Origin of the sequence: Paenibacillus sp. LjRoot56 (assembly GCF_964253335.1) — a bacterium.
In the GTDB taxonomy this organism is placed as follows: domain Bacteria; phylum Bacillota; class Bacilli; order Paenibacillales; family NBRC-103111; genus Paenibacillus_E; species Paenibacillus_E allorhizoplanae.
Genome location: NZ_CAXURV020000005.1, coordinates 115,072 through 129,767 on the forward strand (window position 1 = coordinate 115,072; position 14,696 = coordinate 129,767).

Sequence of the window (14,696 nt, forward strand, 5' to 3'; positions counted from 1 at the left end):
ATGCAGGGAGGCGGCAAGGTGAAGCAACGTGGAACAGTGACAGGATTGCAGTTGGGTGCCTTGACCTTTGTGTTCGTATTTTCTACCACGATAGCCTTTCTCATCAGTCCTCTTGCGGGTGCGGCCTCCTTTGATGGCGGATTATGCATAGTACTTGCTTCAATCTGTGGCACAGGGATTGCCACCCTCAGCCTTCGGTTTGCGCTGCGCCAACCCTCGAATTATCTTGGTGAGTACGGTGGTACCCTCATAAACAAGTACCTGCATAAGGGTATTCTGTTTCTGTGGGCATTCTTTTTTCTACATTTGGCCTCTTATATTTTGCGCGAGTTTACCGACTTCTTCATACCGACTTATTTGCGGGAAACACCGCCCGTCGCTGTTGCTGTGCTGGTTATGGCTACCGTTGCATCTTTGACCCAATCCGGTGTTTCAACTGTGTTCAGATTTGCACAGGGGTGCTTTTTATTTATAGGCGTGCTGTTCGTGTTCAAACCATTATTTTTTCTTACGGCTATGGATACACCCATGTGGTACGAGTTTACGCGTATTCATGATTGGAAGGCACTGTGGGCTCAAACGTATGCGATTATCCCATGGTATGGTGAATTAATTATGTTCTCGTATATTGTCCCGGAGCTAAATATGAAGCAAAAAAACCGTAAAATCATTTGGATTGGATCCTTGGCGGGCACTTACATCCTCCTTGTAGAATTTCTATTGATGATGTTTTTTTTCGGGCCTAAGCTTGGGGCTACTTTAATGTATCCTGCGCTTGAGCTTACCGGATTCCTGCATTTAGGCGACTTTCTACGCAATACAGATGCGCTCATTGTTTCGATCTGGTTCACGGGCTATTTCATTAAGCTAAGTATTATTTTTACGCTAGGGACGCTGCTTTGTTCGCAAGCCCTGTCGCTAAGTAATTACAAACCAATTACATTCTCGCTGGCGGCTATTGTTGTCTCGCTTTCACTTATTTTAGCTAAAAATCCCGTAGAGCTGGCGGAATATTTCAATAGCAGTTGGGCGACTTTTGCCCTATTCGTAGAGAGTCTGTTCTTCATCTATCCAATCGTCTCCTGGGTCAAAAGCCGAAGAACCCGCAGTAATTAACCGTCTCTCAATCGTAATGCGGTCTATGGGTCCAATTCCTCTCATACATTTTGAATGAAAGAAAGGCGTTCGGAGGAGGGGGGACCAGCATGACGCAAGAAGGGCGAATATCCTTGCAAGAGGAACATTTATTTTGGCTCGAGGTGCTGGAAGATCATGCGCATTTTCTGAGGGATTATTTATCTCCCGTGGAAACCAAGTGGTGGCAGGAAGCGGAGAGGTTTATCCCGCTATTTCAGGAGGCTATCCGACAGGCGAAAGGGTTATCACCGTTAGATACAGCGGATGCTCCGAACATGCAGGCTTTTGCGAGATATGTATATCCCCTAGCGGACGCCTATTGTAGGCTAGAAGGCCACATGCAGCATTTACGGCTGTGGAATCGCGTCAATCTGAATCTGACGCCTTCTTACTTTAATGGGACGATTAATGAAAACCGCGAGTATTTACGGAAACTTACGTATTGGACACAAGGCGTTCCCGCTGCGCCCTTAACGCTGACTCAATTGTTGGATTTATGGCTGGAGGATCAACTGGGGCATGCCGTATTGCTGAATGGGCTGCTGGATCCAGTGGAGCGTATCCTCGGCATGGAGACGGATAAGTTTGCTTCGATTTTCTCGTCCTATATGGTAAAAAATCGTGCGATGCAAGGTTACCTGCGCTTTACGCCGCCAGGTTTTCCAGCCGAGGCGCAGTTCGCTAAGGAAGTACTCGGAACCGTGAAAGCCTTCTATGATTTTGTACAGCGAATCATCGTTGAGTACCGTAACGACCAATTGCTATCGAAAGCAACGCTGCGATTTCTAGAACATCATTTTCCAGAGTCATGCTATTTCATGCGGAAGTTGACTGCATTTATACCGGACGCGCTGCCATTAGGAAGTTGCCCGCTAACGCGTCCTTCACTGAATCAGACCGATTAAGCAAAATACTTCCTTAATGCCGCCGGGGCCTCCCGGCTTTTGCGCGTTATGCTGTCCATCGTCACGCTGGTTACAAGGGCATCCGCACATAGTTCACCTTGCGCATTGCGAATCTCCTGGTGCAGCACATAGCTGGTGTTACCTATCTTCTCAGGGCGGCAACTCACTGTCAGTTGCTCCCCTTGCTTGCACTCTTTCCGGTAATTGATGTTGATATTAACAGTCACCGTTTGAATACCGAGGGCACTGAAAGTCTCGTAGGATAGCTCACAAGCCTCATACCACTCTTCGCGTCCCCATTCGAGGTATTCTAAATATTTCGCATTATTCACATGTCCGTTCACATCAATTTCAGTGGAGCGAACGATGATCGCTAACTTCGTTTCCATAGGTGTGATCTCCTTTGTTTGAATGAGTAGTCTACCTATTATAGCTTTCCTGCTAGTGGGATAACCAGCAGCGACTCATAAGGTTCCAACATTTGGGGAAACTATGCGAGGCGTGTTTCTATGTACCTAAGTGTGGGTAGTAGTGGGTACGGTATTAAGTAAAATAGAAGTAGTCTGACAAGACCAAGGAGGGAAATTATGAGTCAAGAATATCGCATAGAACGTGATACCATGGGAGAAATCAGAGTACCTGTGGATAAGTTGTGGGGGGCACAGACGCAGCGCAGCTTCGAAAATTTCAAAATCGGCACGGAGCGAATGCCGCCTCGCTTGATAAGCGCCTTCGCACTGCTCAAAAAAGCAGCCGCCCACGTCAACCGCGATCTAGGCGGATTGCCGGCGGATAAAGCGGAGGCAATCTCCCAAGCGGCGGATGAAATCGTACAAGGTCGCTGGGACGACGAGTTCCCGCTTGTCGTCTGGCAGACTGGAAGTGGGACCCAGTCGAACATGAACGTCAACGAGGTGATCGCTCACCGCGGCAATGAACTGCTTGGGGATGGCGCTTCGCGCATCCATCCCAATGATGATGTGAATCGTTCGCAGAGCTCGAACGATACGTTCCCGACCGCGATGCACGTTGCCGGTGTCATCGCGGTAGAGCAAGAGCTGCTGCCTGCGCTGGAGGGACTGCAGGCGACGCTGCACACCAAGATGTCGGCCTTCGCCGACATCGTCAAGATCGGCCGCACCCACCTGCAGGACGCTACCCCGCTGACGCTGGGTCAGGAGATTAGCGGGTGGTGGGCGATGCTGGACATGACGGCGCGCATGGTGCGCAGCGCCGTGGATACAATGCGCGAGCTCGCGATCGGCGGGACCGCCGTCGGCACGGGGCTGAACGCGCATCCCGAATTCGGCGCCCGCGTCGCCGAAGCCCTGACTCGCGAGACGGGCACGCGCTTCGTCTCGGCGGCGAACAAGTATCATGCGCTGACCAGCCATGATCAGATCGTTTACGCCCATGGCGCGCTGAAGGCGCTGGCGGCGAACTTAATGAAGATAGCCAACGATGTTCGCTGGCTATCGAGCGGCCCCCGCTGCGGAATCGGTGAAATCACGATTCCGGAGAACGAGCCCGGCAGCTCGATCATGCCGGGTAAGGTCAACCCCACGCAGAGCGAAGCGATGACGATGGTCGTGTGCCAGGTGATGGGCAACGATGCGGCCATCGGCTTCGCCGCTAGCCAAGGCAATTTCGAGCTGAACGTGTTCAAGCCCGTGATCATCCACAACTTCCTGCAGTCTGTGCGACTGCTGGCTGACAGCATGCGCTCGTTCAATGACCATTGCCTCGCGGGCATGGAACCGAATCGCGTGGTGATTCAGCGCAATCTCGAGCAATCGCTTATGCTAGTTACGGCGCTCAACCCGTATATCGGGTATGAGAAGGCAGCCAGCATTGCGAAGCAAGCGCATAAGGAAGGGCTGACGCTGAAGGAGTCAGCGGTGCGCAGCGGCTACCTAACAGCGGAGCAATTCGATAGCTACGTGAAGCCAGCAGATATGGTGCATCCGAAGGCATAAGGCCAGAACATAGGGAAGAGGGTATCCCAAAGCCATATATGTGGCGGGATACCCTCTTCTGGGTGTATGCAGTGTGAAGCATGTGAAATGCAATAGTACACTCTTTCTTATCGAATGAAGCTCCTAATCAGAAATGCACGCAAATAGGCAACTATTTCTGCTAGCATGCATCAATTTGGAGCTTTTTCGGTCATATAGGTTGCACTTTCGCACGTATTTGCCTATGTTTAGGTGGTTTCGTCGAAAAAGCGTGCTCTTTTGCATCTTTGCCCATGTACGCTTACATGAGCTATTCTATATCTTCCGATTGTGGTCCTCTCCACCTCTCCAATCCACTACGGCATCGGATCAGGAACCATATCATTCTCTATGAGCTCGCTATTGGTTTTCATATGTTTCATTTCATTCCCGAGCTTCTTCATTTCATCCATATCCTGAGCCATGGAGCCATTGTTGGCTTCTTCAATGGATTTACCGGCCGATCCGTTGCAGATCTGCTCGAGTTCAATTAATTTATCCAGCGCGGCCCGGCGAACTTGAAGAGGAACGAATTGGTTATCATTGAAATCGGCCTCATGGAAATGCACGGTTGTGTTCCCAAGTTCGGAAGTTATGGTGGTTAACGTCAACGGATAAGCCGCTGAGGTAGCATCGTTGTAAATATCAATGCGGTACACGGACTTCTCGACGTATTCCACACGTTCAAGTCCAAGGTCGATTAATTGTTGATGTAAGGCATGTTTGTCCATCGTAAAGCACTCCTTTGGTGGGGATGCCCCCATGTACAACTGGTGTTAATTATTTTGAAAGGTTGTTTTTGCTGCCTGGATCGAGTCTGTGACACGATGCTGACTTTCTTTGGCTGTTTCTTTGGCTGTATCGACAAGATCCTCTGTTTTTTGGCTAACGGTTTCCGCAAGGGCTTTGGAGCTGTCGCTTAGGGTTTCCGCAAGGGCTTTGGAACTTTCGCTTACGGAGGAGGCAAGCTCTTTCGTTTTATCCTGCCAAGTCCGATAGGTGCTCATTAGGTCTTGGCGTAGCTTGGACCCCGCTTTAGGGGCAACTAACAATGAGGCAATCGCGCCGACAGCACCACCAATCATTAGACCTAACCATAATCCGCCTTTGTTCGTCTCGACTACTTCACTCATACGTCATCTCTCCTTCAGTTTGGGGTATATGTTACACGTCCATACTTAGATGTACCCGCATAGAGGCATATTGAAACAGGGGAGGGTACAAATAATAACTTGCCGAGTTTATTTATGCCTTGGGTAATGTGAATAGTTGGTTAAATTATAAAAGTTTCTTTATTACATGATTGAATTGTCTGCGATAGGGTTATAGGATATATGATAGATTATACATTATACATATGGGACTCAGTTCCTATTTACCCGAAAGGGGTTAGCGCTATGAGTATTGCCATTGTGGATGATAATAAGACGAATTTATTAATTATTGAAAAAATTTTGGAGAAAGCGGGCTACACGGATTTAATTACGCTATCTTCGGCAAGAGAACTCTATCACTTGCTAGGCATGGATGCACCCGATCCTGCGGAAGTAACGGTTGATCTGATCCTGATGGATATGATGATGCCGGAAATCGATGGGGTAGAAGCATGTCGTACGGTACAAGCTGATGTGCGGTTAAGGGATATTCCCATCATTTTCGTAACGGCGATGGGGGATTCCAATAAGTTGGCGGAGGCATTGGACGCAGGAGCGCTCGACTATGTGATGAAACCGATTAACAAGGTGGAGCTTCTGGCGCGGATTCGTTCAACACTTCGCTTGAAATATGAGAAGGATTGGCATAAAGAGCGCGATAAGCGGATTAAGTATGAGCTTGATTTGGCTAAACAAGTCCAGCTTAGTGTGCTTAGTCATCCGCTGAAGAAAGATAACATCGAGATTTCAGCGGTGTATCGGCCTTCATCAGAACTTGCGGGTGATTTTTATGCGTGGTATCCGATCGGGCCGCATCAATATGGCATTATTTTGCTCGATATGATGGGGCATGGTATTTCTTCCTCCTTGGTGTGTATGTACATCTACTCGGCTTTGAAGGATACCATCACAGCAATAGGTGATCCAGATTTGGTGATGCAGGAGCTTAATCGGCGAATGAATCAGCTGCATGTTACGGATAGTCTTATTAATTATTACTTTACCGCGATCTATCTGGTACTTGATACCGAGCAGCGCACCATTGAATATGTGAATGCAGGGCACCCAGCTGGTGTTGCTGTGCTCGATGGGGAAGTGCAACTGCTCTCGGAAGGGTGCTGTGCAATTGGCTTTTTTGAAGGGATTGAGATTACTAAAGGATACGCGAGTTACGAGAAACAAGCTCAAATTGTCTTATATACCGATGGATTGACGGAATGGATCGCAGATGAGGAGCATGATGGTCTGGCTCAAATCAAGAGCAGCCTTAAGCATATGAAGGGGCATGACCCAGAAGGAATGGTCGAAAGGCTTTCTGCTACAACGAAGAACGGCCCTTCGCAGGATGACATGTGCTTAGTCGTGATCTCTGCCTCCTAGCTTGCGCAATTCAATGAAACTTGAATACTAGTAGTGGTCTTGGTACGATTAAACAATAATGACTAGGGAGTGTGGCTTATGTCCTCAGAAAGATTTCAAATTAATCTTGAAGAATCGGAAAAGTCAATTCAGCTCAGTATCCATGGGGAACTTGATTTGGCAGCAGCACAACCCTTCCGCCAGGCACTTGAGGCCGTCGTTCATCGTGAAGATAAAGCATTAATTCTCAATGTGAAGCATTTACGCTATATCGATAGCACGGGGATTGGCATCGTGGTATCTACTTTGAAAATTCGCGATGAAATCAAAGCGCCGTTCGCCGTTCAAGATATTCCGCCAGGAATACGGAAATTGTTTGATCTGACGGGGATTACTGGATTTCTGAATGAAGGGATCGAAGGCACTGTATGAAGGTCATTCGCTTACATATTCCAGCAGCAGCGGAGCATTTGGAGATCGTAAGGCTTAGCTTGTATGGTGTAGCAACGAAACTGGGCTTCACATATGAAGACATTGAAGATATGAAGGTGGCTGTATCTGAGGCTTGCAACAATGCAATTTTGCATGCAAAGCCTGGAGATGACAGCAGTCATATCGACATTAGCTATGAGCTTAGTGATGATGCACTTCGGGTGAAAGTGAAAGATAACGGGACTGGCTACGAGGCGTCTAACGAAAGTCGGCAAACGGGTCCTTTCACGGGGACGACGCCGAGCGAGCTTACCACTGGTGGTTTGGGCATTTATCTGATGGAAGCATTAATGGATGAAGTCTTGGTCGATACAACGAGTGGCACTGAGGTTACTTTAGTTAAATATGTTCACAGCAAAAACCACGGAATGACGGAATAACCGCCAACCGTGGTTTTTCTTACTTGTCTACTTGCCGAGATAGGCGGCCAGCATCCAGCTGTGTTTCTCCAAAGAGGAGCGGATGGTAATCAGCATATCCGCTGTAGGCTGATCCTTTTGGTCTTCAGCCAGCTCGATCCCTTCGGTCAATTCGGAACATAATAAAGTGAAATCATCAACGAGCTGTTCCACCATGAGGTTAGCATTATTTTCAGTCTTCTTGGCTTCTTTAATTGAAGCCATTTGCAGATGCTCTTTCAGAGTGGCAGTCGGAATCGCACGCAGGGAAAGCATTCTCTCAGCTATTATATCCAAATGGAGAGTGGCTTCCGTGTACAATTCTTCGAATTTGATATGTAGGGTGAAGAAATTCTCACCTTTCACATACCAATGGTAATTATGAAGTTTCATATAGAGTACCGAGAAGTTGGCGACCTGTTTATCGAGCATGTCTGTTAGCGGGCTAGCCTTCGTTATAGTTGAATTAACCATGATCATTCCTCCACTTAATTAATTTAGTTGTGTCTACAACAAATAAGTACCCTTACGAGGGCTAAGTGAAACAGTTAAGTTTAGATAAACCTATTTTGTGCCTGATGTGTTTCAACTTTTTCAAACGTGGGTAATTACGTATTAACACGGCAAAACAGGAGGGATTCCCATGTTGCTTCAAATAAGTGTATGTGTTGTAGCAATTGCATTTGTGTTTCTGGTTTTTTATTTGATCCAAACCTTAAAATCCTTGAAGCATTCCCTTGATGAGATAACCTCAACAATGGGACAGATGAAAAATGAAGTGACAGAGATCAGTTCTGATGTGAAGGATGTCATTCTCAATACGAATGAGGTTGCGATCGATATGCGAATGAAACTTTCCACACTTAATCATCTATTCGGAACCGTGCAGGATGTTGGTCAAGTACTTCATGAGCTATCTTCTTCCGTTAAACAATCAGCTTCAAGCCTGATCGCTGCTGTCAAGCCAACAGAAACGTCTGCGAAAACATCCCCGCTTAATGGGAAGTTGAAGGCTATTCTGCAAGGAGCGACTATGACGCTCGAGATTTGGGATAAAATTAAAGTGAAGAAGTCATCACCGCAAGCCGGTTCGATGAAATAGAGAGGGGTCATCACGTGAACGCTATACGTAAATTTATGTTTTATAAACAGTCAGATGGGAAAGAAAATAGGATATATCTCAGTGGGGAACTTGATCTCTCAGCGGCGTCTTCCCTAGCTAACGTACTGGATTCAGTAGTAAGGAAAGAGGAAGAAACACTTATCCTAGATTTGAAAGAACTAAAATATATAGACAGCACGGGAATTGGGCTCATCGTATCCGCGATTAAAGTCAGGGCTGCTATGCACGCAGCGTTCCAGATCGATCATATCCCAGCTAAAGTTAGGCGGTTATTCGATATTACAGGCGTTTCCAGTTATTTGCATAACAATGGCAGCTTAAGAGAAAATCAACGTGTAACTGAAAGGAAAGAAGAAATCATATGAGCCCATACATTGGCCTGACCATACCTGCACAAGCGGAATATTTGGATATTGTTCGACTCACCTTATACGGCGTTGCAACCAAAGCTGGCTTCTCCTTTGAGGATATTGAAGATATGAAAGTCGCTGTCGCGGAAGCGTGCAACAACGCCATTCTTCACGCCTATGCAGAGGGGCAGTCAGGTATCGTAGAGATTCAATTTGAGCCTAGCGAGGGCTATATGAAAATAACGGTGAAGGATGAAGGCGATAGCTTTCATTACATTCAAACGGCCCCCGAAGAAGTAACGCTGCACCATAAATCGATTCAAGAAGCTACGGTTGGTGGACTTGGTCTCTTTCTAATGCAAGCATTAATGGACGATGTGCAGGTGCTTGCACGCGGAGGCCAAGGAACTAAGGTCATTCTGACCAAGCAGGTGTATAGAAAAGAGGAGATTGTATGAATGCGAAGGGAACTGTCTCTTCCTCCGACCCTTTATATGAGATCTATGAAAAGAAGAAGATTTATAAGGAAACCGGATGTCAAGAGGCAGCTACCGCATTGCTCCTGCACTATGAACCGATTGTGCGAATGGCAGTAGCCAAAATGTCGCGAAGCCGCCCTGACCTCTATGAGGACCTCTTTCAAGTCGGTCAGATGTCGATGCTCAGGTTGTTTACGCAATATGACCATGCGATGGAAGTACCTTTTGAAGGCTATGCCATGAAAAGCCTCATTGGTCATCTCAAAAATTATTTGCGTGACAAATCCTGGTACATACAAGTCCCCAGACGCATTAAGGAAAAAGGAGCGCAGATGGGACGTGCGTTGGACGAGCTGACGGCTAAGCTGGAGCGCTCGCCGAATGTGGACGAAATAGCAGCTTATTTGGAGCTGAGTCCGGAAGAAACCATTGAAATCTTAGCTGGACGCGATTATTATCACTACACATCCCTAGATACCCCGCTCACAAGTGAGGGGGATGGGGCTACGATTGGGGATATGATAGCAGGTGCCTCCGATGACTATCAAGCCCTAGAGCGGCGTATGGATCTTGCAGAAGCTATGGATTGCTTGAAGGATGAGGAACGTACTGTTATTGGGATGATCTACCAAGAAGGGCAGTCCCAACGCCATATTGCCGATCAGCTAGGCATCTCTCAGATGAGTGTATCCCGTATTCAGAAGAGAGCGATGTCGAAATTGAAAACGGCCTTAACGCCGAACGTATAGATGGTTAGTTACCTGCTAGGAGCTGAAAATGTGGTATAGTAGATTAGTATAATGTTATCTTACATTTGCTACCAACTGTACCAGGAGGCACTTTCTTATGTTTAATTCCATGCTATTTAAGATTAAACCCAAGATTATGCTGGGTTACATCTTAATTCTTGTCTGTCTGGGTCTATCGCTATTAGTCGTAAGTAGTCGCGTAACGGATCTACAAAAAGAAGTTAGCTTTATCTCTTCACATGATATGGAAGTGCACGACCAACTAAACGAATTGCAGAAAAGAATGCTCGATTTGGAGACAGGCATGCGAGGCTTTGTCATCACAGGTGATGAGCAGTATCTGGAGCCATATAATGAAGCGAATCGTACCTGGCAGGAAGCGTACAATAAAATTCGTCAACTTGTCAGTGATAATCCCCCCCAATTGCAAAGCTTGGAGGCCATTAAAGAGACGATTCAGATCTGGCTGAAAACGAGTGGTGACACCGTTGTCCGCATGAAAAAGGATAACAATACAGCAGCACTCAATGATTATTTTAAACAGAATGCAGGCAAAAAGGTGATGGATCAGTTGCGTACGCAATTTGATTCTTTTCTCATCACGGAGAAGAACCTAACGGCCTTAAGAGTCCAGCAAATCGCCAAAAGCAACTATAATCTTAAAGTTGTTCTTTTTACTATATTGGGCCTTATTTCCATTGTTGCTGTTGTTGTGGCATTCATTCTATCGAATTCGATAACGAACGCCATTAAACAAGTTACCCAGAAGATTCGCGATATTACCGCAATGGAAGGGAATCTAGCTTCTCGGATTGAAGTGAGGACGAATGACGAGATCCGTGTGTTGGCTGATGCAACGAATGAGCTATTGGCGAGTTTAGAGAAACAGAGCTGGATTCAATCGGGTATCACAGAAGTTGCAACACTATATCAAGGCATACGTGATATAACATCGCTAAGTGAAGCCTTTATCCATAAGCTGGCACCCATGTTGGATGCCAGCTATGGCGTTATCTATCTAAGGCTGAACGAAGAAGGACAACCTACTTATGAGAAAATTGCTGGATATGCAGTCTCCGGACAGGATCAAGCTGCTTCCCGTTTTCAACTAGGCGAAGGCTTAGTTGGACAGTGTGCAGTCGATAAACGAATTTTCCTGATGGATAACCTTCCTGATAATCATGTAAAAATAACGTCTGGGTTAGGAGTCTCAACGCCTCGCAGCCTTCTATTAGCACCGATTCTTGTAGATGGAAGAACCGAAGCCGTTATAGAGTTGGCTTCCAATCATCAATTTCAGTCAAAGCATCTGACTTTGGTTGATTCTCTGCAAGAGAAGTTCGGGACGGCGATTACGAGTGTGCGCAGCCGTATGGAAGTGGAGCGTCTCCTCTCAGAGTCGCAAATTCTGACGGAAGAGTTGCAAACGCAATCGGAAGAGCTTCAGACACAGTCTGAAGAACTCCAAATGCAGCAGGAACAGCTGCGGATGACGAATGAGTTTCTGGAGGAGCAGAATCAATTTTCTGAGCAGAAAGCAGCGGAGCTCGAGAAAGCCAAAGACGAGCTTGAAGAGTATTCGTTGAAGCTGAAGACAAGTTCTCAGTACAAAACCGACTTCTTGGCTAATATGTCTCATGAATTGCGTACACCGCTGAATAGCATCATGATTCTTTCGCAAATGCTAGTCGAGAGTAGCGGAGACATGCAAATGTCCGAGATCGTGGAGTATTCGCGTGTGGTGAATGCGGCGGGGCATGATTTGCTGTCACTGATCGACGATATTCTGGATTTATCCAAGGTCGAAGCTGGGAAAATAGAGATTATGCAGGACGAAGTTAATGTGACGGAGATTCCACAGTCCATGGAGCTTATGTTCGCACCAGTGGCTGCCAAGAAGGCGCTTGATTTCCAGGTTATTCTGGATCCAGATGTGCCGTCTGTCATTGTGACTGATGGTCAACGCCTGCAGCAAATTCTGAAGAACCTGCTGTCAAATGCTTTTAAATTTACCGAAACAGGCTCTGTTACGATGAGAATAGCTCTCTCTGATTCAGCGCGTATTAGAGAACTTCTCCATCGAGGTTCAGAGGAAACGATTCTTGCAATTTCGATCAAGGATACAGGTATTGGGATTCCAATTGATAAGCAGCACATTATTTTTGAGGCCTTCCAGCAAGTGGATGGTACAACCAATCGTCAGTATGGCGGGACGGGTCTTGGTCTATCGATCTGCCGCGAGTTTACCCGATTGCTTGGAGGCACGATTGTTGTGAAGAGTGAACTGCAGGTAGGCAGTACGTTTACCTTATATATTCCAAATGGCCCAGAAGAACGAGCGCATCCTGACAGTACCTCCGCACAAGAGCAGATCGCCGCTTCTACTGAGCAGGTGATTCCGTATATGGGGGGATCTTCCTATCCGAAGAGTTACTTTAGCGATGCTGAGCTATCCCTAGATGTGCAAATTAACGCGGATGCACAACTGTTTGAAGGGAAGAGAGTTTTGCTTGTCGATGATGACGCCCGTAACGTATTCGCACTCGTTAGCGCATTAGAAATAAAAGGTGTAACGGTCGTTGTCGCCGAGAATGGTAGAGAAGCTATCGATCTATTAGCCGTGGAGCCAGATTATGATTTGGTATTAATGGATATCATGATGCCAGTTATGGACGGTTACGACGCCATGAAGGAGATACGGGTAGGGCTGGAGTTGCGCCACTTACCCATCATTGCCTTGACAGCGAAAGCTATGAAGAGTGAGAAAGAGAAATGTCTCGAAGCGGGAGCATCGGACTATATTACGAAGCCGCTGCAGATGGAACAACTCTTCTCGCTGATGCGGGTGTGGCTCACGAAGCAGGTGAAGAAGCATTGACACGGGAACCTCAAGATGTATGGAATGAGTTGGAAGAGTCCACTGTCGATGAGAGGGAAAATATTGAGATCAATCTGCTCCTGGAGGGCTTATATCAAATGTACGGATTTGATTTCCGTCATTATGTGCGCTCCTCTTTACGCAGGCGTATTCTAAATCGTATGAAGATGGAAAAGCTGACCACGATAACAGCGCTTCTGGAGAAAGTGCTGCATGAGCCGCTATTCGTGGACAAGCTACTGGGCGATATGTCGATTCGCGTGACGGAAATGTTTAGAGACCCCAGTTTCTTCAATGCTTTTCGGACCCAAGTCGTGCCAGAGCTTCGGGTCTATCCGGAGATTCGAATATGGCACGCGGGTTGCGCAACAGGCGAAGAAGCCTATGCCATGGCAATCCTCATGCAAGAAGAGGGCTTGGCGGAGAAGACACGAATTTATGCTACTGACATGAACGAGCAGGCCATAGAATCGGCGCAAAAAGGCGCCTTCCCGCTGAAGCAGATGCAATTGTATACGACTAATTATTTGGAATCCGGTGGCACCAAAGCGTTCTCGGAGTACTACACAACGGATCATCAGTATGCGTATTTCAAACCGCAGTTGAAAGAAAATATGATGTTTGCTCAGCATAACCTAGTGACGGATGGCTCCTTTAACGAATTTCACGTTATCCTCTGCCGGAATGTGATGATCTACTTCGATCCGAAGCTGCAGCAGCAGGTGCACAGTTTGTTTTACAGCAGCTTAACCCCGCAAGGTTACTTGGGTCTCGGGAAGAAAGAGTATATTCTCCACGTGCCTGAAGGTGTGAAGTATGATGATTTTGTACCACATGAGCGTATATACCGTAAGAAATCATAGCAGGTGTTATCGGAAAGGGTGTCCCAAAGCCATGTATATGGCGGGGGCACTTTTTTTCTTTTGCAAGAATGACCACATTCGTTTCAAAGCCTGTTTCAATCCTAGGAGGGATGGGTAATAGAAAGCATAGCAAGATGAACACTATCGAAAAGGAAGAGAGAGGTGTTGGGTATGTTAGGATGGGCTATGACGTTTCTAGTAATTGCGTTAGTTGCAGGTGTTTTTGGATTCTTTGGGATTGTCTCAACAGCAGTAGGTATCGCCAAAATCTTGTTCTTCGTTTTCCTTATTATGTTCGTAGTATCACTAATCTTCGGCAGACGTCGGAGCATGTAGAACAAAGTAGCTGCTCAAGGTAACACGGATACACCCTATAAAACCCATTGACGAGGAGGAATTGCCATGAGTACGTATACCAGAGTAAGTGTGACATCCAGTCTTGAGGATACGCAGAATAAGGTGCAACAACTGCATAACGAAGGCTTTAAAAAGGATCATATTTATGTTCTGACACACAGTGCTGAAGGTACAAATTACGTCGCGGAGTATGCGGGTGCAGAGCAGATTTCGATGGCCGAAGAAGGATTGTTCACGTCGATCGCCAATCTGTTCCGATCACGTGGCGAGGAGTTGAGAGCGAAGATCCTGGCGCTCGGTGTGCCTGAAGCGGAGACGGACAGACTCGTAACTGAGTTGGAGTGGGGGAAAATCCTCGTATTAGCTACCCCTCATATGAGTGAGGAAGATACCTTGATGATGTACCAAGGCGAAGCATTTCAGCGAACTATATATTAAGTGGATTACTATCATAAAGT

18 protein-coding genes are annotated in these 14,696 nt (G+C 46.7%); 14 read left to right on the forward strand and 4 right to left on the reverse strand.

Annotated elements, in window-relative coordinates:
• Positions 1-18: 18 nt before the first annotated feature.
• On the forward strand, positions 19-1,116 hold the full coding sequence (locus ACSQ8O_RS32505) for a GerAB/ArcD/ProY family transporter (protein ID WP_436245075.1): 1,098 nt from the start codon (positions 19-21) through the stop codon (positions 1,114-1,116).
• Between the two features lie 89 nt (positions 1,117-1,205).
• Positions 1,206-2,042 (forward strand): DUF2935 domain-containing protein, encoded by an 837-nt coding sequence (locus ACSQ8O_RS32510; RefSeq protein ID WP_436245076.1) that lies wholly within the window; start codon positions 1,206-1,208, stop codon positions 2,040-2,042.
• Here the strand turns inward: ACSQ8O_RS32510 and ACSQ8O_RS32515 are convergent.
• The gene (locus tag ACSQ8O_RS32515; protein ID WP_436245077.1) at positions 2,039-2,431 is read right to left on the reverse strand and encodes an acyl-CoA thioesterase; all 393 of its coding nucleotides are present in this window, start codon (positions 2,429-2,431) and stop codon (positions 2,039-2,041) included. The genes ACSQ8O_RS32510 and ACSQ8O_RS32515 overlap by 4 nt on opposite strands.
• Positions 2,432-2,629: 198 nt before the next feature.
• Here ACSQ8O_RS32515 and fumC point away from each other — a divergent pair, with 198 nt between their 5' ends.
• Positions 2,630-4,018, forward strand: coding sequence for a class II fumarate hydratase (gene fumC, locus ACSQ8O_RS32520; protein WP_436245078.1), 1,389 nt, complete (start codon positions 2,630-2,632; stop codon positions 4,016-4,018).
• Between the two features lie 335 nt (positions 4,019-4,353).
• Here fumC and ACSQ8O_RS32525 read toward each other — a convergent pair whose 3' ends face one another.
• Both ACSQ8O_RS32525 and ACSQ8O_RS32530 read right to left on the reverse strand, forming a co-directional pair.
• The gene (locus ACSQ8O_RS32525; RefSeq protein WP_436245079.1) at positions 4,354-4,767 is read right to left on the reverse strand and encodes a hypothetical protein; all 414 of its coding nucleotides are present in this window, start codon (positions 4,765-4,767) and stop codon (positions 4,354-4,356) included.
• Between the two features lie 45 nt (positions 4,768-4,812).
• The gene (locus ACSQ8O_RS32530) at positions 4,813-5,169 is read right to left on the reverse strand and encodes a YtxH domain-containing protein (protein WP_436245080.1); all 357 of its coding nucleotides are present in this window, start codon (positions 5,167-5,169) and stop codon (positions 4,813-4,815) included.
• 264 nt (positions 5,170-5,433) lie between these two features.
• On the opposite strand from ACSQ8O_RS32530, the gene ACSQ8O_RS32535 reads away from it, so the two are divergent.
• The 3 genes from ACSQ8O_RS32535 to rsbW (ACSQ8O_RS32545) all read left to right on the forward strand — a co-directional run bounded on the left by ACSQ8O_RS32535 (position 5,434) and on the right by rsbW (ACSQ8O_RS32545) (position 7,421).
• Positions 5,434-6,570 (forward strand): SpoIIE family protein phosphatase, encoded by a 1,137-nt coding sequence (locus tag ACSQ8O_RS32535; protein ID WP_436245081.1) that lies wholly within the window; start codon positions 5,434-5,436, stop codon positions 6,568-6,570.
• A 78-nt stretch (positions 6,571-6,648) separates the two neighbouring features.
• Positions 6,649-6,981, forward strand: a complete 333-nt coding sequence (locus ACSQ8O_RS32540) for an STAS domain-containing protein (RefSeq protein WP_436245082.1) — start codon at positions 6,649-6,651, stop codon at positions 6,979-6,981.
• Positions 6,978-7,421 (forward strand): anti-sigma B factor RsbW, encoded by a 444-nt coding sequence (gene rsbW / locus ACSQ8O_RS32545; protein WP_056610822.1) that lies wholly within the window; start codon positions 6,978-6,980, stop codon positions 7,419-7,421. Before ACSQ8O_RS32540 ends, rsbW (ACSQ8O_RS32545) begins: the two co-directional genes overlap by 4 nt.
• A 27-nt stretch (positions 7,422-7,448) precedes the next feature.
• Here the strand turns inward: rsbW (ACSQ8O_RS32545) and ACSQ8O_RS32550 are convergent, their stop codons facing one another.
• Positions 7,449-7,913: a Dps family protein gene (locus ACSQ8O_RS32550; protein ID WP_235550393.1), complete on the reverse strand. Its 465-nt coding sequence runs from the start codon at positions 7,911-7,913 to the stop codon at positions 7,449-7,451.
• Between the two features lie 169 nt (positions 7,914-8,082).
• On the opposite strand from ACSQ8O_RS32550, the gene ACSQ8O_RS32555 reads away from it, so the two are divergent.
• From ACSQ8O_RS32555 to ACSQ8O_RS32590, 8 genes are all read left to right on the forward strand, one after another.
• A complete protein-coding gene (locus tag ACSQ8O_RS32555) occupies positions 8,083-8,541 on the forward strand; it encodes a DUF948 domain-containing protein (protein ID WP_056610815.1) in 459 nt (152 codons plus the stop codon).
• Between the two features lie 14 nt (positions 8,542-8,555).
• Positions 8,556-8,927, forward strand: a complete 372-nt coding sequence (locus ACSQ8O_RS32560) for an STAS domain-containing protein (RefSeq protein WP_235550392.1) — start codon at positions 8,556-8,558, stop codon at positions 8,925-8,927.
• Positions 8,924-9,370 carry an anti-sigma B factor RsbW gene (gene rsbW / locus ACSQ8O_RS32565; protein ID WP_436245083.1) on the forward strand — a complete coding sequence of 149 codons (447 nt, stop codon included), beginning with the start codon at positions 8,924-8,926 and terminating at the stop codon, positions 9,368-9,370. The genes ACSQ8O_RS32560 and rsbW (ACSQ8O_RS32565) overlap by 4 nt, the downstream gene beginning before the upstream one ends.
• A complete protein-coding gene (locus tag ACSQ8O_RS32570; RefSeq protein ID WP_436245084.1) occupies positions 9,367-10,140 on the forward strand; it encodes a sigma-70 family RNA polymerase sigma factor in 774 nt (257 codons plus the stop codon). Before rsbW (ACSQ8O_RS32565) ends, ACSQ8O_RS32570 begins: the two co-directional genes overlap by 4 nt.
• Positions 10,141-10,237: 97 nt before the next feature.
• Positions 10,238-13,018 carry a CHASE3 domain-containing protein gene (locus ACSQ8O_RS32575; protein ID WP_436245085.1) on the forward strand — a complete coding sequence of 927 codons (2,781 nt, stop codon included), beginning with the start codon at positions 10,238-10,240 and terminating at the stop codon, positions 13,016-13,018.
• Positions 12,913-13,881: a CheR family methyltransferase gene (locus ACSQ8O_RS32580; RefSeq protein WP_436245086.1), complete on the forward strand. Its 969-nt coding sequence runs from the start codon at positions 12,913-12,915 to the stop codon at positions 13,879-13,881. Before ACSQ8O_RS32575 ends, ACSQ8O_RS32580 begins: the two co-directional genes overlap by 106 nt.
• 171 nt (positions 13,882-14,052) lie before the next feature.
• Positions 14,053-14,217, forward strand: a complete 165-nt coding sequence (locus ACSQ8O_RS32585; RefSeq protein WP_436245087.1) for a DUF1328 domain-containing protein — start codon at positions 14,053-14,055, stop codon at positions 14,215-14,217.
• Between the two features lie 66 nt (positions 14,218-14,283).
• Positions 14,284-14,676 (forward strand): general stress protein, encoded by a 393-nt coding sequence (locus ACSQ8O_RS32590; RefSeq protein WP_056610798.1) that lies wholly within the window; start codon positions 14,284-14,286, stop codon positions 14,674-14,676.
• Positions 14,677-14,696: the final 20 nt, after the last annotated feature.